This is a genomic window from Candidatus Babeliales bacterium (genome assembly GCA_035455925.1).
GTDB lineage: Bacteria > Babelota > Babeliae > Babelales > Vermiphilaceae > SOIL31.
The window spans coordinates 24,847-41,744 of the sequence record DATIEE010000029.1; the positions used below are offsets into that span (position 1 = coordinate 24,847).

Here is a 16,898-nt window from a genome sequence, read left to right on the forward strand (position 1 = left end):
AACTATTACGATATCTTTAAATCAGAAGCAAAATATTGTTCATTTCTTAAGTTCCACATATCAACCAATGGGTATGTTGCATTATATATATATACTCTTCCAACATACATCAACATTGCAAAAATTTTAATAGGCACCAATTGAAATGTTAAAAACTTATTTTGTAGTGATGATGTCATCATATGAATAATTGTTGTTATAAAAAAAATTAATGTTTGATGACCTCTTTTCTTAACCTTTTCAGCTGAGATACAAGCTTGCATAGAAGGAACATGAGAACTAAATGTATCCTCTAACCATGGAAAAATAGTTGTTCCTATTGTATAACTCACGAAAAACTCACCTACAATCCCCAAGATATGCACTAGAGAACTATTACAACCCGTTGACGATGCTGCTACATCGCATATATATCGTCTAATTTCAGGCATTAACGCATTTAAAAACAATGGACCATGAAAAATTATCTTATCAACAAATGTTGACCCCTTATCTTTAATTTTTATATTGATAGATTTAAGTATGTTACGCTTATCCTCTGGAAAATCTTGCCATTTTTGCAATAAGTCAGGTATAAATTCAATCAATAAACATGTGCTATCATTACTTTGCGCAAGACTATTAAAAAACTTAACATCATATTTAACAACCGACAAAACCTCTTTTAAAGGAAGTAAAATACGAATTGTTGTCGAACGACCTTTAAATTCACTAGAAAAAATAACTTGCTTATTTTTATAACCTTGCACACTCACTAAACTTTCAATAAATAACTTCATAGCCTTATTTTTTTTCTTTTTTTTCGAAAGATTATCAACCAAAGCATTAAATAACTGATAAAAACTCTTAGCTCGAGTATCATAATCGTTCAAAAAATTAATCACCCCCCTTTTCTTCTCTTTCCCAAAATTAAAAGTAAGATCTTCAAATAAATTTTTTGTATTTTCGTCATAAATATGTATATATAAATTACCATCATCACCATCTTTCTCTAAAACAACAAACGTCTTTTTATTATAATAAACATACTCACTTCGAATCGTACACTTTTTAATTATATTGAACTTATTATTATCTTGTTTTAAAGAATAGCTGGAACCATCAAAACCCGCCGGAACTAATTCAGACAAAAAAAGATATTTCCAGAAATCTTCAGAAATACTTCTCGCATAAGGCGTAGATCTAACAGAATCGCCACTCATATCATAAAACTTTAACATATTACTCATCGCATAATATTGCTGAGCATGCTGCAGTAAAAGGTTAGTAAAAATTTCTTTTCTAATCTCACGAATAATAATGTTATCATGCACAGAGCAAAAAAATTCTCTTGCTTCAATATCTTTTAATCTTTTTAGATATGTCTTAACCGGCAAATTTTGCAATGAACAAGCCGAAATAAAACACTTAATTTCATTATCTATTCTTTCTTTATCATAATCCTTACTTTTAAACCCATCCGGATATTTATAAAAAAGCTTTGCAAGCCGCAAAGCCTTATCATGATTATCTTTCGATAAAATTGATTCTATTGTCTCAAAAGATACATTCTGACTAATTAATGGTGTTAATAATTTTTCTTCATCAAATGAAAAAACAAATGGTGTTATTTCTTTTCTCATCCCATTAATATTCTGAAGCGTTAATAAAAACACCATAATTATATATTTTTTCATACCAATCAAACCTATATTGCATTATTTCAAAAAAACAAAATTCATAAATATCATAACGTATTTATTGTTTTACACAATTAGAAAACTTTACGAATCTATTTTTACAATTGTTACTTACGTAAAAATGCAGTATCATACTACTATGCATTATCTTAAACCTACTCTATTGGATTACTATTTTTTTATGTACACGAAAAAAAAACATTTTCATTTTGTAGGCATTGGTGGCATTGGCATGAGCGGAATTGCAACCATTTTACAACAAGAAGGATATACAATTTCTGGATGTGATCCTGACATAACCCAAGATACTGTCAAAAAGCTACAAAAATTAGGATGCTCAATATATCACGACAATAATTCACCTCAATGTGATGATCAAACAATTGATATTCTTGTCTATATACCAATGTACGCTACAACAATACCAACAATAATGGCCGAAATAAAACAAGCAAAAGCACGTAATATTCCAACAATCTCCCGAGCAAATATGCTTTCAGAACTTATGCAAACTAAATACAGCATTGCAATTAGTGGGTCGCATGGCAAAACAACTACCTCATCTCTCATTTCTCATCTATTGATTGAAGCACAACGTGATCCTACAGTAATTATTGGTGGACAACTTAAAAATATTTCTTCTAATGCTCGTAAAGGTAATGGAAATTTGTTAGTAGCAGAAGCTGATGAAAGCGATCGATCATTTCTAGAACTTCACCCAACAGTTGCAATAATTACCAATATTGATTTAGAACACCTCGAAACATACACCGATTTAGACGATATCAAAAGCAGCTTTCAACAATTTATCAACAATATTTCCTACAATGGTAAAGCAATCATTTGTATCGATGATAAAAACATTCGGTCATTATTACCAATTCACAACGTTCAAACACTATCATATGGTATAGATCATCCAGCAGATTTTTCTGCACGTACTATTACATTAGCACCAGATCATTCATCATTTAGCGTATATACACAGAACAACTCACTCCTTATTGATAATATCATCTTACCAATTCCTGGTATTCATAACGTTTATAATGCTTTGGCAGCGATTGCGCTTGCACAAGAACTAGCCATCGATTCTACTATAATAAAAAAAGGTTTAGCATCTTTTAGTGGTGTTGAAAGACGATTTTCATTTTTAGGAACTTATAAAGATGCTGAACTTTTTGACGACTATGGTCATCATCCAACAGAAATTGAATTAACCCTCATCATTGCACGCAAACGCACAAAAAATAAACTTATTGTTGTATTTCAACCACATCGCTATACCCGCACACAAAAATTGTGGTCAGATTTTCTCGCTATCTTTATCGCAAGCAATATTGATACATTAATAATTACCGATATTTATTCTGCAGGAGAGCAACCAATTAACAACATAAGTAGCAAACTATTTGCCGAAGAGCTACAATCACTGAGTCCTTCATTTTCTATTCTCTATGTCCCCTTTGAAGACAATTTTAATCAAATCAAAGCAGTAATAAAGGATTCCGTTACACAAAATGACCTTGTTTTGTTTCTTGGAGCAGGAAAAGTTCATATAATTGGGCACGAACTCACCGTCCAATAAAATCATCAAATCAATCATTTCACTTTATTTTAGCTAAAAAACATGCTAAACCATTGCCTTTTTCCTGTTTCTATTTGTAATATTATAGAGAATAAACAAATATTTAACTATAAGCTTTTTGTCAAAATACAAAAAAGCAAAAAAGGAGATTCTCATGAAAAACACAAAAATCATTCTTATGCTTATCACTATCGCTGCAACCTCAGCTATATCTGCCGGCTATTGGGATCAAAAAACAGGGAAATACGTCCCGAATACACAAATGGGTGGCAATAAAACATACCAAGGAACAACGCCCGATGAAGAATATGATACAACCCTGCCAGTAGATGAAAATACAATAAATACCAAAAATCGCGCAAGTGGCTATTATGGCGGAGCAACAATGCCAACTAAAGATATTCAACAAAATAAATATCCCAAAAGATATGCTAATAGTTACTATGAAGGTGCCACAACGTCAGTTAAAAAATAAAAATCCAAAAATTAAAGATGTAAACATCACTACATAAAGGATTTATCATGAAAAATACAACACTAATCATAGCGCTTATCGCGATTACAACTGCGTCCGCTATTTCAGCGCATTACAGAGAATGTTATACGGATGAAGCAGGGTACCGTCGTTGTGATAGAAGATATAGACCAGTAAGAGATACAGTAGAAGGGGCGGGCGATGTTGCTGCAAATATTCTCACTCTTGGTGGTCACAGCAGACGTAAAGCGGAAGAACAACAAGAACGTGAAGAAATGCGACAGAATCGTCGTGGCGTACAACCAAAAAAATACCGAGACGATTACGCAGATGATGAAAACACCTACGATCCTTATGACCGTAGCAATGAAGATAATTTACAGTAAATTACCAACGTAAATTAAGAATATATAAGGCCTGGTGATATAAGCCAGGCCTTATTGAAATCAATTAATGAGAAAAAATGGGATAAACTATGAAAAACATACAAAAAATAACGTTATTTATCTTCACCTGCATAGCACTTACCAACCTTCCTATTCATTCGTTTTACTATGATGATGATGGAGGAAGAGTCCTAGGATCTACCGCAACTGGCGCTTTTATCGGTGGCGTTGCTGGAGGAGGAAGAGGAGCCGCCATCGGAGCGGGCGTAGGAGCTGGTGTAGGTCTTCTATCTACTGCAGCACATAATAGACATCGTCGATATGATGATGATTATTATTACGACAATAGATATCGAAATAGATATAGACATCCTAGATACAGTTCAATAAAGCGGGAAAATGAAAATCTCGCAAAGGAAAATGCAGCATTACGACAACAGTTACAAGAACAACAATTCCCACGGCAACCATTACCGCAGGAATAAAAAATCACTCATCCCAAACCACCTACTTAAGAGCAAGCATGTATGCTTGCTCTTTTTATATAGATAAAAATATCTGAATTAAGTGGTAACGTAGAATTTTTAATAACAATAGTGCAATATCGATTAGGACTTGCAAACTGCATAATTGTTTCTACGCCATTAAAAGAAACCAGATGCTTCCAACCTGATCGCTCCATCTGATTATTAAAAAAATCAATAGCTTGAGTACAAGAAAGGGGACTTCTATAACCAAACACTAATGTATCAGATTCGGAAATGTCACAAGACACCGGTATAATACGTTCATTGTAAAAAGGGATTGAAATATCAACAAGCATTGCTTCCTGTTGAACAACGATAGCAAGATTTTTACTATAGCAATTATCAATCACCACATCATGAGTAATTGGTTGATGACATTTATAACGTTTTGTACAAGAAGGTAACAATAATAAACAAAACATTACTATAAAAAATTTCGCTCTAACCACATCCTCTGTTTTGGAATTCATAATTATTCAGAAGCAAGTGTCGCTTTACGCTTAGCAATTGAAATTTTTGTTTCAACAAGTTGTTTGACGTGCGCAGCTTTACCAATTCTTTTACGAAGATAGTATAATTTAGCACGACGTACATCCCCCTTGCTAAGTACTTTTATTTCTTTAATAAGTGGAGAAAAGAAAGGAAAAATACGCTCTACAGCAATTGAATTATCTGCTATTTTACGTACGATAAAAGTACTCGATATACCTTTTTTATGCATAGCAATTACATTGCCCTGAAATGCTTGTAAACGTTCTTTTCCTGCTTCTTTGATACTTTGAGATACAACGACCATATCACCAATACCAAATGCTGGATATTCACGATTTTGCATACCAATACTGCGAATTGTTTCTTTTGTATAAAATGTTGCTTTCATGCGAGATTCCTCTTCAACCTGTTTATATAAATATTTTTAAATATAACGTAAAAATGGTATTACAGCAACCTTTCTCAAATTCGTTGCTGATTAATACCTAACCATCTATCAAGAATAATAGCTACAGCTGATCTAACGGACAAATGATTAAAATCAGAAAATCCATCAATCGGCAATAAAACATAATCACTGCGCTCAATTATTGCTGATGAAAGTCCTTGTCCTGTGCCAAAAAGAATTAAAATTGGCCTATCAGCTTGCCATACTTTTTTTTGATCACCAAAAGAAATAACTTGTTGTAACCCTGTTACCTGTGCTGATGTTGCAACAATAAGCGGTTTTTTGCCTTCTTTCTCTTCTATATTCTTAACAATCTCATCAAATGATCCACCAATCTGCACAAGCTGGATGGCGTCATAGCGACATCTATTATATTCAAAACCAATCCCTTTTTTCCAAAAATCAAGCATTGTATTCACAATTTTTTGTTGATCAAGCAATGGTGTTACAATAAAAAATTCCTTAACACCATATGTTTTTGACGAACGCGCAATATCATGAATATCAATTGATGTTACCGATGTTACGCCAGGCTTTCTTTCATCTCCAATAAGCACATCACTATGCATCAATGCTACATAATGATGTGGAATATAACAATAAGCAAGCTGCCTATCCCCTAGCGTAAGCTTCTGAGAACGCAACCACGCAAAATGATCCCTAACTGTTTTTTGCACTGCATGATCATTACGCCATTCTTCAATAGCTCCGTGATTTCCAGAACGAATCACATCAGGAACACGCTTATCCTTCCACTCAACTGGCTCGGTATACGAAGGAAAGTCAACAAATGGGCCATTAAATGATTCTCGACGCACTGATTCTTCTTTTCCAACTACACCTGGTATTAAACGCAACACACCTTCTAGAAGAAGCATTGCAGGGACATCGCCACCCATAATAACAAAATCCCCTACAGAAAGAACCAAATCTGCATACTCTTCTTCTACCCGCGCATCCATTCCTTCATAACGTGCAGGTATAATCATTATATGACCACATTTTTGTCCTTGAGCAGCAATATGTTCAAACATACGTTGATCAATCTTTTCACCACGAGGGGAAAAGAAAATTTTAAATGCTTTACCATACCGCGCCTCTTTATCCTCGATTGCCTTTTGAACAACCGTAGGACGAATTAACATTCCAGCTCCAGGACCAAATGTAGGTGCATCAATCCGCTCTTTCGGTTCTACATACGAAAAAAATGATTGCACATGTATATGTACAATCTCTTTTTCTTGTGCGCGCCCAACTAAACTTGTATGCACAAATGGCGCATATAGCTGATCAAAAACAGTAAGAATTGATATATTCATTGCATTAATAATAGTTTACCGAGAAAGCTCAAGCATAATTTTTTTTTTATGATTAGGCATGGCAGCATCAATCAAAGCTCGTATAGATTTAATTGTATGGCCTTCCTTTCCAATAACACGGCCTCGATCTTCTGAAGCTACTCTAATTTCAAGAAGATCAATATCCTCTTTTTCAGTAAATGTAACAATAACATCTTGTGGATACAAAACTAATTGTTGCACTACAAAAATTACCAATTCTCTTATCATACCTATGCCTTATACCGCTTCTTCAACAGTTTTCTTTATAACTGTTTTTACAGCTGTTGCTTCAATTATTGGTGATAAGCCAGATTTTTTATACAAACGATAGATTTTTTTTGCTGAATCAGTCGCGATTGCACCCTTTGATAACCATGCTTGATAAATATCTTCATGAAACTGAACAACAATACCTTCCACAGGATCATATGTTCCAACATTTGCAAGCATCGCCCCATCCCTTTTGTTACGTGCATCAGTTGCTATAATTCGATAAAATGGTCTATTTGTTGTTCCGATTCGGGACAAACGAATTTTAACTGCCATAGAAAGAAATCCTTAATAAAAAAACAAAACATATATACATTATCAGATTAATTAAGCCCTATAAAGACTTAAACTTATTTCATAGCTTAACATATTGCTTCATTTCTTCAAAGCGTTTCAAAAGATTTGCTACATCTGATACCGTTACTCCGGCTCCTCTAGCAACACGTTGCATCCGTGAATAATCAATAATACCTTGATTAAGACGTTCTTTTAATGTCATCGAAGAAATGATTGCACGAAATTTTTTTAATTCAACTTCTCCTTTTTGCACCATTTCAGGAGAAACTTTAACACCCATACCAGGAATATATTGCAATAATTGGGAAAAAGAACCTAAACGATTCATCAACTCCATTTGATCGGCAAAGTCTTGCAATGAAAACGATCCATCCTGTAATGATTTTTCTGCTCTTTTTTGTTCAGTAGCAGAAATTTTTTCTTCTGCACGCTCTAAAAGTGTGCGAATATCACCTTTACCTAACATCCTCTCTGCGGCACGATCAGGATAAAAGAAATTCAGATCAGTGACTTTTTCACCCTCACCAACAAAAACAATGGGCTTTTTTAATATAAATCTAAACGCAAAAGCTGCTCCACCACGCGTATCACTGTCCATTTTAGTCAATGTAGCTCCATGAAACCCTATTATGTCATCAAAAGCTTTTGCAATAGCAAGCGACTCTTGCCCAGTCATTGCATCTAAAACCAACATTTTATATGCTGGTCGCACTAATGCATCAACTTCTTGTAATTCCTGCAGCATACTATTATCAATATGCAAACGACCTGCTGTATCCAATAAAATAACGTCAAAACCATTATTGCTACCAAAAGAAAAAATTTCTTTTGCTGCTGCAACTGGATCATTACTATTAGTTCTATAAAAAGAAACGTCTGCTTGGCGGGCCAAAACTTCAAGCTGGTCGATCGCTGCTGGACGGTAAAAATCTATTGATCCAACCAAGATTTTTTTTACCATTCCAAGTTTTAAGGCATCCTGCTTAATCTTATGCGCTAATTTACCAATCGTTGTTGTTTTACCTGAACCTTGCAAACCCATTACCATGACTGTTGATGGACGAGAAAATGAAGACGCGCTATCATCACCACCAAGAAATTCAACAATTTTATTGTGAACAATCGTCATTAATTGTTCTGCCGGCTTTAACGTCCCAACCACATTTTGTCCAATTACATCATTTTTTACTGATATAATAAATGTTTGCACAACACCATAAGGAACATCTGCTTCAAGTAACGCTTGCTCGACAGTTTCAAGAGCATCTTTAATATTTTGTTCCGTCAATTTTTTGGTAATTTCAAGGTCAGAAAAAAGTGATGAAAATTTCTGTGAAAGAAAATCAAACATATCAAAAATCCTTTTTGAAAAAGATAAAAAATAATTTATTTTATTTTGTTATGTTATCCTATCATAAATATCAAACTTTTTCTAAAAAAACGTAAAACCAATACTAATATATCAATATTTTTTGCCGACTATATAACTATATTAATTTATTGACATTTTTTCAAATTGAATTATTATTAATAATAAGCACACCTAACAGTAAAAAGCAATTTGGAGTACAATTATGAAAATAATACGCACTATCTACTTATTAATCACATTAGCCTTTGCAACACAAGTAAGCAACTCTTTTTGCATGCACAATATTATGAGAGCAATTACAAAAGGAGCGATAGCCGCTGCATGTTCATCAATAGAATTATTGTTCACATTTAGTCCATTAGCAAATGCAACATTATTAAATCCTGCTGATCTACGCGCAAAAAATCTCAAAAATGTTCAATCAAACGCACCTGAATCAATAATAAACTTCGTTACACATATTGCAAAGGAAAAAGAAATCAACGATGTAAAAGTCATTCTTAATGATAAAGCATACAGTTACAATACTGACACAAATAAACATATTATTTTTATTCCCAATAAAGAAGCTACTGATTTAGAACTTTTACTAGCCAAAACAACCTTAACATCTGAAGAAGAAGAACAGCTCAATAGACACAAATCCATATTATACCATGAGATAGCCCACAACATACGAAGTAGCAATAAATATGTCCCTATGTATGAAGCAAGCATTGGAACTGTCGGTGGCATTACAACTTCCGCTTTGTTAACGCGCTTTACGCACAAATTATTCCCGACTTTTAAACAACATTTTGCTTTAAAAAACACCTTAAAAATGGCGCGCGGAGGAGTAACCTTCTTTACAATTTATAACATAATGAACATGAATTTTTACGCAAAATATGAGGAATTAAAAGCTGATGATGGCATACCTTCTCAAAAAAAAGTGTTACAAGCTCACATAAATGATTCTAAAAAACGTCATGAAGCGTATCTAGAATGTATAAACATTATAAAAGAACGTGCATCATTACATGATATTATTTTATCTCATAAAGACGACCAATTTACAAAACCACAACTTTTTGCCATGAAGATATTGCCTAAAAATTGCTTTGCCAAACCGCTTGTTATGGATATTGTCTTTCATATGAGATCATCTCACCCCAGCGATTTACGACGAATCCATCGCCTTGAAAAAAAAATTTAAAACCTTAAAATCTTAATGTTTATCCTTGCAAAAAAAATAATTTTTTTAGTTTTCTCTCCGTATACCTAACAATCGCGCATAGTCAACTTTGCGCACTATACACATTAAAATCATTTATGCTATAATTATAAAGAATAATACGATAGATCCGTGCCATGGCAAGAAGGTAAAAATGTATGAAAAAACAAGCAACAACCACCGTTACTCATCCAAAAACATTATTACTTGGAATACAGACTCCTGACCATTACAACATCAACATGGAATCGTATTTTGAGGAATTTCGCAATTTAGCACGAACTAATGAAGTGCATGATCCAGAAGAACTTTTTATTAAAATTCGCACAATTGATCCGGGATATTTTTTAACCAAAGGCAAACGTGATGAAATAAAAACTTTCTGTGACGAACATGAAATTGAGGAAGTTATTATTTCTGAAACTCTTTCATCCCGCCAAGCAGGCAATTTAAGCGAACTTTTAGATTGTAATATTTTTGATAGAACTGAGCTTATTCTAGAAATTTTTGAAAAATCTGCTCATACTGCTGAAGGAAAAATGCAAGTTGCTATTGCGCAACTACAACATAAAAAATCACGACTATCTGGTAAAGGTATTCATTTTGGTCAGCAATCCGGTGCAATTGGCGTTAGAGGTGGTTTTGGCGAAACTGCAAAAGAAAAAGAAACTCGTCACATCGAAGACAGTATCTTGCAACTTAAAAGGCATTTAAATAAAATGCACAGCGCACGTGAAACACAACGCAAACAACGTCTCAGCAGTGGTGAACCTAACCTTTGTCTTATTGGATACACCAATGCAGGAAAATCAACCATACTTAACATACTCACCAATAGCAATGTACTCGCTGAAGATAAATTATTTGCAACACTTGATACCACAACTCGCTCACTTTTTATCGACGGCAATAAAAAAGGTACTATTTCTGATACGGTGGGATTTATTCAGCAACTTCCTCCACGATTAATAGACGCATTTAAATCTACATTATCCGAATTGCATCACGCCGATTTACTATTACATGTCATCGACATTTCTGATTCTGGATGGGAAAATCATATTCGTATTGTTCATGATATTTTAACAGATTTAAAAGTTGAAACACCCATGTTATATGTATTTAATAAAGCCGACAAAATCGATACTACATTATTAATTGGTGCTCTAGAACGATATGAACCACATGTTATTGTTTCATCACTTTCAAAAAAAGGTATTGCTCCACTTATACACTACATCAAAGGTTGGATGCCTCATTAATTTACATTGATTATTATTCCTTTCTTGTGTATAACAACTGAAACATACAAACACAAGAAAGGACCTGTCTATGAAGCTATTGCGTCAATTAATATTTACAATAGTTATAACATCTTTATGCAATGCGCCAACAAGCTATGCAACCTCACCTGACTTTATTGAACAGAATTCTCACCACCCTGTTAATTACCAATCTTTTACCGAGCTCTGCAAACACGCGAATGAACTTTTCACTACAGAACAGTATGAAGAGGCAATAGCATTTTATAAACAAGCACTCGCTTTAAATCCAACGTGCGCACAACTTTTTTTTAATCTCGGCCAAGCGCTTTATCATATAAAAAAATATTCTGAAGCGCTGTATGCATACAAAAAAACCATATCTCACAAAAACGATCATTATCGTGCATATGTCCAAATTGCAAAAATCATGATTGATGTTAAGCAAGCAAATGATGCGATTAAACCTTTAAAAAAAGCGCTTGCCATCGAACCAAATAACCCAGATGCACGGCTGCTACTTGCGCGCGTCTGCAATGATAAACATTATTTTGATGAGTCAATAAAAATAATTACTGAAGGACTTCAGATTGAACCTCATCATATTAATTTAAGATTTGAACTAGGGAATGTATACAATTTAGTCAACAGACTTGATGAAGCACTTACACTTTACCAAGAACTTAATCGCCAAATACCAAACAACCCATCAATTTTATATAATATTGCATTCACATTCAAAAAAATCGGCCAACTAGATCAAGCGCTTTATTATTATAATAAAACTCTTGAAATCAACCCCAATCATGCAGAAACGCTTTTCAGTCGTGGCCTTGCTTACCTGGTAATGGGAGACTTTGAAAAAGGATGGCATGGCTATGAGTGGCGCTACAATCGCCCTGATCAAGGATCACTACGTACGTATAAACAACCACGCTGGGATGGATCTGATTTACAAGGAAAAACAATTTTACTTCACGCAGAACAAGGTCTTGGAGATACATTTCAATTTATTCGCTATGCAAAACTGGTAAAGGAAAAAAATGGCATCGTTATTGCGGCTGTGCAAAAACCTCTTGTCGATCTCATAAAACATTGTAAATATATAGATATGGTTATTTCGCTCAATGAAACTCCACCACACTTTGATGTTCATTCGCCCATTATGTCGTTACCCTATACACTCAAAACAGATCTTGATACCATTCCTTGTGATATTCCTTATCTTTATGCCGATGAAAATCTAACTGAACAATGGCAACAAAAATTAGCCACCGATAAAAATTTTAAAATTGGTATCTGCTGGCAAGGTAATGATAATTATGCAACCCCATTATTACGCGCAACCGTAGCGCAAAAATCAATTCACCCAAAGGAATTTGAACCACTCAGCAAAATTCCTGGCATCACCCTTTATAGTTTGCAAAAGACAACCGGGACAGATCAACTGCAAGATCTACCATCAACCATGAACATTATTACATTTGATGGTGACTTTGATCAAAGCAATGGTCGTTTTATGGATACAGCTGCGGTAATTAAAAATCTTGATCTTGTTATCACCGTTGATACATCAATTTCTCATCTTGCAAGTGGGCTTGGTGTTCTTACCTGGATTATGCTTCCTAATCCAGCCGATTGGCGCTGGATGATTAACCGCGCTGATTCTCCATGGTATCCAGGAGTTACCCGTCTTTTTAAACAACCAACGCCAGGAGATTGGAAAACATTGATTGCAGAAATTACTCAAGAACTCAAAATACATATTGAAGGAATTAATCATGCATAAAAAAATAATACTAATTTTAACATTATTCCCATTAATAACGCACGCAATACCAACAATTGAAACTGCTCTCTATCATCAAAAAAACGAGCTGTTTGCGCAAGCTATTGCATGCTACAAACAGATCGCACGCGACAATCCGTATGATGTATCAGCACTATTTAATCTTGGCTGTTGCTACCTTGCCCTTGGACAAGGTCAAGATGCAATTGAATCATTCGACCGTGTTATACAAATACACCCTCTAGCATTACCCGCTCTCTACAACAAGGCATTTACGTATAAAACAATGGGTGACTTAGATACTGCAACCATATTGTACAAAGAAATAATTCAGACAAACCCTGATTATGAACCAGCGCAGCTTGCTCTTGGTTTTGCTTATATAACGCAAGGCAATTTTGAACTCGGCTGGAAACAGCACGAACGATATCTTATACAAAGCGGAAAAAATGGGTATACATTACGATCACTATTGCAGAACAATACGATAGCACACAAAAAAATTTTATTGCGACCTGAAGGAGACCTTGGCGACACGCTTCTTTTTGTACGTTATGCGCAGCGTCTCAAAAAAATGGGTGCCGACGTTATTGTTGCATGTCAAAAGCAACTCATTCCACTTCTTTCCCGCTGCACATACATTGATCAATTAATTCCTCACACTACAGCATTGCCAACGTATGATGCAGATGCAACTATGATGAGCCTTCCTGCAATTTTTTCTGATACTAATACCACCGTACCAAACGCTATTCCTTACATTTTTGCTGATCCAGCATTAGTCACCTACTGGAAACAACAACTTGCAGCTGACACAAACTTTAAAGTAGGTATTTGCTGGCAAGCCAATGTACACAATGATGTCTCACGACTGCCTATCGCCCGCCGTGGATGTCCACTTGAACGTTTTGAACAACTAGCCGTAATTGATGGCATAAGTTTTTATAGTTTACAAAAATATGATGGAATTGAACAACTCACAACACTATCACCAAACTTTGCGCTGCATGTTTTTGATAATCTTGATGAGCAGGCAGGTTCATTCATGGATACTGCTGCTATTATTAAAAATCTTGATCTTATTATTACCGTTGATACAGCAATTGTACACCTTGCCGGCGCTTTAGGTGCGAATGTATGGCTGCTTCACCCCTATGCAACTGCAGATTGGCGCTGGATTTGCCATCGTACCGATTCATACTGGTATCCAACCGTTCGCATTTTTAAACAGCACTACCCATTTGATTGGCAAAACGTAATGGAACGTGTGAAAATAGACTTACAGCAAATAATCGCACAAAAATAGAGCAACAAAAAAAGAGGGGCTTTAAAAAACCCCTCCTACTATTCTTTTATAACAAAAACAATTATATTATTTTTCGGTAAAATTAGGAATAATATAGTTATGTAATACATACATAGCAGCAGCCGTTAGCACTTCAGGTTCTGTAGCCTTTTCTGCAACAAATCTTACTGCAGGATTAACAATATTTTTTATTTTTCCATCTGGTAGTCGATCACATTTTTCTGCAACATAATCAAGGTTATATCCTCCTTCATTCAGCCTATCGCCAATTTCACACATTGCAAGATCAAGACCAAATGAAATTCCAAGATCAATCGCATCCTTTGTGCTGACATGTGACAGTGGAACTACGGTGTCTTTATTACTATTAATTACTTCATATCTCTTTAATTGTAAATCTGCAAACTTAGCTCCTGCTCTTATGGTAGCTCTTTTAAAATAATTCTTTTTATCAGGTACTAGTTGATCCATGTATTGTTGTGCAATAAATTGAAACTTATGGTTATTTAGAGTCTTGCCAGCCCCTTTACATGCTCCTTTTCCCATATCTTTAATCTTAGAACCCCAATTATTACCGTTTTCACTAGCAACTGCATGGCCAGCAAATACTATCACAGCAACCACTAAAACATGAGAAATTGTACGAAATATATTCATAAAAAACGACCCTTTAAATGTAAAAAAAAATAGATAACTTTCACCTACATAAGTTTAATCATTTCATTATAGAAATCAAGCGTTAAAAATAAAAAGGCTATTCATTAAGTAAACGATTCTAATTGGAACAAACACAACTACTTTCATGCATCTTTACTTTATCTCTAAATTTTTGTACGACTAACATAGTAAAAATTGATAGGCAAACAAAAAAAAGAGGCTTTAAAACCCCTCTTGACTTATTTTATAACTTTTTTTTTATTTTTCTTCGAAGCTACACATTAACAATAACAATCGTGTTAAATATAGATAAGTAAGCATTTCAGGATGTGTAACTCCTTCAACAAAAAATCTCACAACAGGGTTAACGATAGGTTTTACCGCTTCCGGTAAAATATCACAGTTATTTGCCACAGAATCAAAACTAAATCCTTTTTGATTCAATAACTTAGTAGTTTTACGAACACCATAATTACAAAGCAGATGACTTATAGAAAGAATAAAAAAATTATCGTAAGTAAAATCGAAATTTACTGCCATTCCTGCATCTATCATATATCCAACAGTTTCCACGGCAGCTTTTTTTTGCATCCTCATCTTTGTCCAATTTACTTGCTACAAGCATGCTTAAACCAGTACAACCAGATTCGCTAATACTTTGCACAATACCTATCTCATCATTCTTGTATCTTTTTTCCCATAACACCTTAAAAGCAGATGATTCCGGTCCACTAATAACGGTATTGCCAGCAAAAACTACTACCGCGACCACTAAAACACGAGAAATTGTACGAAATGTATTCACAAACAATCCTTTAAATATAAAAAAATATATATTTTTCACTTATATGATTATAATAATTTCATTATATAAATTAATAATTAAAAATAAAGAAGTTACTCTATAAATAAGAAGCCATAATAGAATTAATTAAACTTTGCCCCCTGCTTACTTTATCTCAAATTTTTTGTACGACTAACATAGTAAAAACTGATAGACAAACAACGAAAGAGAAGGTTTATAAACCCCCTCTTTTTGTCTTTAATTATCTTACTAACAAAATATTTATATTATTTTTTAACAGTAAACATAGGAATAATTAAATTAGTCAATACATACATAGCAGCAAACGTACGCACTTCAGGTTCTGTAACTGTTTCTGCAACATTTCTTACCGTATAGTTGACAGCATTTCTCACTTTTCCTTCTGGTAACCTATCGCATTTTTCTACAACATAATCAATGCCATAACCCGCTTCATTCAATTTGTCGCCAATTTCACACATTGCAAGATCAACAATAAATGAAGCCATCTCTCTCTGATGGCTGTGCACCGAACAAACCGTTTCTTTATCATCGATTTTTATTTTTTTACACTTTTTTGATAGTGCATCCAGATATCTAGCATATGTTCTTATCCCAGCTCTTGCAAAATGTTTTTTTTTATTGGGCACCATTTTATCCATATAATAGTAAGCGGCAAGTTGAACCTTATAGTTATCTAGAGTCTCGCCAGCCCCTTTACATGCTCCTTTTCCCATATCTTTAATCTTAGAACCCCAATTATTACCGTTTTCACCAGCAACTGCGTTACCAGCACACACTATCATTGCAACCACTAAAACACGAGAAATTGTACGAAATATATTCATAAAAAATGACTCTTTAAATGTATAAAAATAGATAATTTTCACCTGCATAAGTTTAATCATTTCATTATAGAAATCAAGCGTTAAAAATAAAAAGGCTATTCATTAAGCAAACAATTCTAATTGAAACAAGTATAGCTACTTTCA

General features: G+C 34.2%; 19 protein-coding genes. 8 read left to right on the forward strand and 11 right to left on the reverse strand.

Annotated features, from left to right (window positions below):
* Positions 1–5 precede the first annotated feature (5 nt).
* Positions 6–1,676 (reverse strand): hypothetical protein, encoded by a 1,671-nt coding sequence (locus VLB80_04475; protein HSC25440.1) that lies wholly within the window; start codon positions 1,674–1,676, stop codon positions 6–8.
* A 184-nt stretch (positions 1,677–1,860) separates the two neighbouring features.
* On the opposite strand from VLB80_04475, the gene murC reads away from it, so the two are divergent.
* From murC to VLB80_04495, 4 genes are all read left to right on the forward strand, one after another.
* Positions 1,861–3,267: a UDP-N-acetylmuramate--L-alanine ligase gene (gene murC / locus VLB80_04480; GenBank protein ID HSC25441.1), complete on the forward strand. Its 1,407-nt coding sequence runs from the start codon at positions 1,861–1,863 to the stop codon at positions 3,265–3,267.
* A gap of 154 nt (positions 3,268–3,421) precedes the next feature.
* The gene (locus VLB80_04485; GenBank protein ID HSC25442.1) at positions 3,422–3,742 is read left to right on the forward strand and encodes a hypothetical protein; all 321 of its coding nucleotides are present in this window, start codon (positions 3,422–3,424) and stop codon (positions 3,740–3,742) included.
* A 47-nt stretch (positions 3,743–3,789) separates the two neighbouring features.
* A complete protein-coding gene (locus VLB80_04490) occupies positions 3,790–4,128 on the forward strand; it encodes a hypothetical protein (GenBank protein HSC25443.1) in 339 nt (112 codons plus the stop codon).
* 89 nt (positions 4,129–4,217) lie between these two features.
* Positions 4,218–4,613, forward strand: coding sequence for a hypothetical protein (locus tag VLB80_04495; protein HSC25444.1), 396 nt, complete (start codon positions 4,218–4,220; stop codon positions 4,611–4,613).
* A 26-nt stretch (positions 4,614–4,639) separates the two neighbouring features.
* On the opposite strand, the gene VLB80_04500 is transcribed toward VLB80_04495, so the two are convergent.
* The 6 genes from VLB80_04500 to VLB80_04525 form a co-directional block, all read right to left on the reverse strand.
* The gene (locus VLB80_04500; protein HSC25445.1) at positions 4,640–5,125 is read right to left on the reverse strand and encodes a hypothetical protein; all 486 of its coding nucleotides are present in this window, start codon (positions 5,123–5,125) and stop codon (positions 4,640–4,642) included.
* A 2-nt stretch (positions 5,126–5,127) separates the two neighbouring features.
* A complete protein-coding gene (gene rplS / locus VLB80_04505; protein ID HSC25446.1) occupies positions 5,128–5,535 on the reverse strand; it encodes a 50S ribosomal protein L19 in 408 nt (135 codons plus the stop codon).
* A gap of 74 nt (positions 5,536–5,609) precedes the next feature.
* Positions 5,610–6,914 (reverse strand): RNA methyltransferase, encoded by a 1,305-nt coding sequence (locus VLB80_04510; protein HSC25447.1) that lies wholly within the window; start codon positions 6,912–6,914, stop codon positions 5,610–5,612.
* A gap of 15 nt (positions 6,915–6,929) precedes the next feature.
* Positions 6,930–7,163 carry a KH domain-containing protein gene (locus VLB80_04515; GenBank protein HSC25448.1) on the reverse strand — a complete coding sequence of 78 codons (234 nt, stop codon included), beginning with the start codon at positions 7,161–7,163 and terminating at the stop codon, positions 6,930–6,932.
* Positions 7,164–7,172: 9 nt separating this feature from the next.
* The gene (gene rpsP, locus VLB80_04520) at positions 7,173–7,481 is read right to left on the reverse strand and encodes a 30S ribosomal protein S16 (protein ID HSC25449.1); all 309 of its coding nucleotides are present in this window, start codon (positions 7,479–7,481) and stop codon (positions 7,173–7,175) included.
* Positions 7,482–7,560: 79 nt separating this feature from the next.
* Positions 7,561–8,853 (reverse strand): signal recognition particle receptor subunit alpha, encoded by a 1,293-nt coding sequence (locus VLB80_04525; protein ID HSC25450.1) that lies wholly within the window; start codon positions 8,851–8,853, stop codon positions 7,561–7,563.
* A gap of 223 nt (positions 8,854–9,076) precedes the next feature.
* Between VLB80_04525 and VLB80_04530 the strand changes: the two genes are divergently transcribed.
* The 4 genes from VLB80_04530 (at position 9,077) to VLB80_04545 (ending at position 14,444) form a co-directional block, all read left to right on the forward strand.
* Complete coding sequence (locus tag VLB80_04530; protein HSC25451.1) at positions 9,077–10,069, forward strand: hypothetical protein; 993 nt, start codon at positions 9,077–9,079, stop codon at positions 10,067–10,069.
* A 176-nt stretch (positions 10,070–10,245) separates the two neighbouring features.
* On the forward strand, positions 10,246–11,349 hold the full coding sequence (hflX, locus tag VLB80_04535; GenBank protein ID HSC25452.1) for a GTPase HflX: 1,104 nt from the start codon (positions 10,246–10,248) through the stop codon (positions 11,347–11,349).
* A gap of 70 nt (positions 11,350–11,419) precedes the next feature.
* Positions 11,420–13,138, forward strand: a complete 1,719-nt coding sequence (locus tag VLB80_04540) for a tetratricopeptide repeat protein (protein HSC25453.1) — start codon at positions 11,420–11,422, stop codon at positions 13,136–13,138.
* Positions 13,131–14,444 carry a tetratricopeptide repeat-containing glycosyltransferase family protein gene (locus VLB80_04545; protein ID HSC25454.1) on the forward strand — a complete coding sequence of 438 codons (1,314 nt, stop codon included), beginning with the start codon at positions 13,131–13,133 and terminating at the stop codon, positions 14,442–14,444. Before VLB80_04540 ends, VLB80_04545 begins: the two co-directional genes overlap by 8 nt.
* Positions 14,445–14,510: 66 nt before the next feature.
* Here the strand turns inward: VLB80_04545 and VLB80_04550 are convergent, their stop codons facing one another.
* The 4 genes from VLB80_04550 to VLB80_04565 form a co-directional block, all read right to left on the reverse strand.
* Positions 14,511–15,101 carry a hypothetical protein gene (locus VLB80_04550; protein ID HSC25455.1) on the reverse strand — a complete coding sequence of 197 codons (591 nt, stop codon included), beginning with the start codon at positions 15,099–15,101 and terminating at the stop codon, positions 14,511–14,513.
* A 258-nt stretch (positions 15,102–15,359) separates the two neighbouring features.
* Positions 15,360–15,698, reverse strand: a complete 339-nt coding sequence (locus tag VLB80_04555; protein HSC25456.1) for a hypothetical protein — start codon at positions 15,696–15,698, stop codon at positions 15,360–15,362.
* Positions 15,610–15,906, reverse strand: a complete 297-nt coding sequence (locus tag VLB80_04560) for a hypothetical protein (GenBank protein ID HSC25457.1) — start codon at positions 15,904–15,906, stop codon at positions 15,610–15,612. The genes VLB80_04555 and VLB80_04560 overlap by 89 nt, the downstream gene beginning before the upstream one ends.
* Positions 15,907–16,172: 266 nt before the next feature.
* The gene (locus tag VLB80_04565) at positions 16,173–16,754 is read right to left on the reverse strand and encodes a hypothetical protein (protein ID HSC25458.1); all 582 of its coding nucleotides are present in this window, start codon (positions 16,752–16,754) and stop codon (positions 16,173–16,175) included.
* Positions 16,755–16,898 lie beyond the last annotated feature (144 nt).

Coding starts and splice junctions, on each gene's coding strand:
- VLB80_04475 (HSC25440.1), bottom strand. CDS start 1,676: ATGAAAAAATATATAATTATGGTGTTTTTATTAACGCTTCAGAATATT.
- murC (HSC25441.1), top strand. CDS start 1,861: ATGTACACGAAAAAAAAACATTTTCATTTTGTAGGCATTGGTGGCATT.
- VLB80_04485 (HSC25442.1), top strand. CDS start 3,422: ATGAAAAACACAAAAATCATTCTTATGCTTATCACTATCGCTGCAACC.
- VLB80_04490 (HSC25443.1), top strand. CDS start 3,790: ATGAAAAATACAACACTAATCATAGCGCTTATCGCGATTACAACTGCG.
- VLB80_04495 (HSC25444.1), top strand. CDS start 4,218: ATGAAAAACATACAAAAAATAACGTTATTTATCTTCACCTGCATAGCA.
- VLB80_04500 (HSC25445.1), bottom strand. CDS start 5,125: ATGAATTCCAAAACAGAGGATGTGGTTAGAGCGAAATTTTTTATAGTA.
- rplS (HSC25446.1), bottom strand. CDS start 5,535: ATGAAAGCAACATTTTATACAAAAGAAACAATTCGCAGTATTGGTATG.
- VLB80_04510 (HSC25447.1), bottom strand. CDS start 6,914: ATGAATATATCAATTCTTACTGTTTTTGATCAGCTATATGCGCCATTT.
- VLB80_04515 (HSC25448.1), bottom strand. CDS start 7,163: ATGATAAGAGAATTGGTAATTTTTGTAGTGCAACAATTAGTTTTGTAT.
- rpsP (HSC25449.1), bottom strand. CDS start 7,481: ATGGCAGTTAAAATTCGTTTGTCCCGAATCGGAACAACAAATAGACCA.
- VLB80_04525 (HSC25450.1), bottom strand. CDS start 8,853: ATGTTTGATTTTCTTTCACAGAAATTTTCATCACTTTTTTCTGACCTT.
- VLB80_04530 (HSC25451.1), top strand. CDS start 9,077: ATGAAAATAATACGCACTATCTACTTATTAATCACATTAGCCTTTGCA.
- hflX (HSC25452.1), top strand. CDS start 10,246: ATGAAAAAACAAGCAACAACCACCGTTACTCATCCAAAAACATTATTA.
- VLB80_04540 (HSC25453.1), top strand. CDS start 11,420: ATGAAGCTATTGCGTCAATTAATATTTACAATAGTTATAACATCTTTA.
- VLB80_04545 (HSC25454.1), top strand. CDS start 13,131: ATGCATAAAAAAATAATACTAATTTTAACATTATTCCCATTAATAACG.
- VLB80_04550 (HSC25455.1), bottom strand. CDS start 15,101: ATGAATATATTTCGTACAATTTCTCATGTTTTAGTGGTTGCTGTGATA.
- VLB80_04555 (HSC25456.1), bottom strand. CDS start 15,698: ATGAGGATGCAAAAAAAAGCTGCCGTGGAAACTGTTGGATATATGATA.
- VLB80_04565 (HSC25458.1), bottom strand. CDS start 16,754: ATGAATATATTTCGTACAATTTCTCGTGTTTTAGTGGTTGCAATGATA.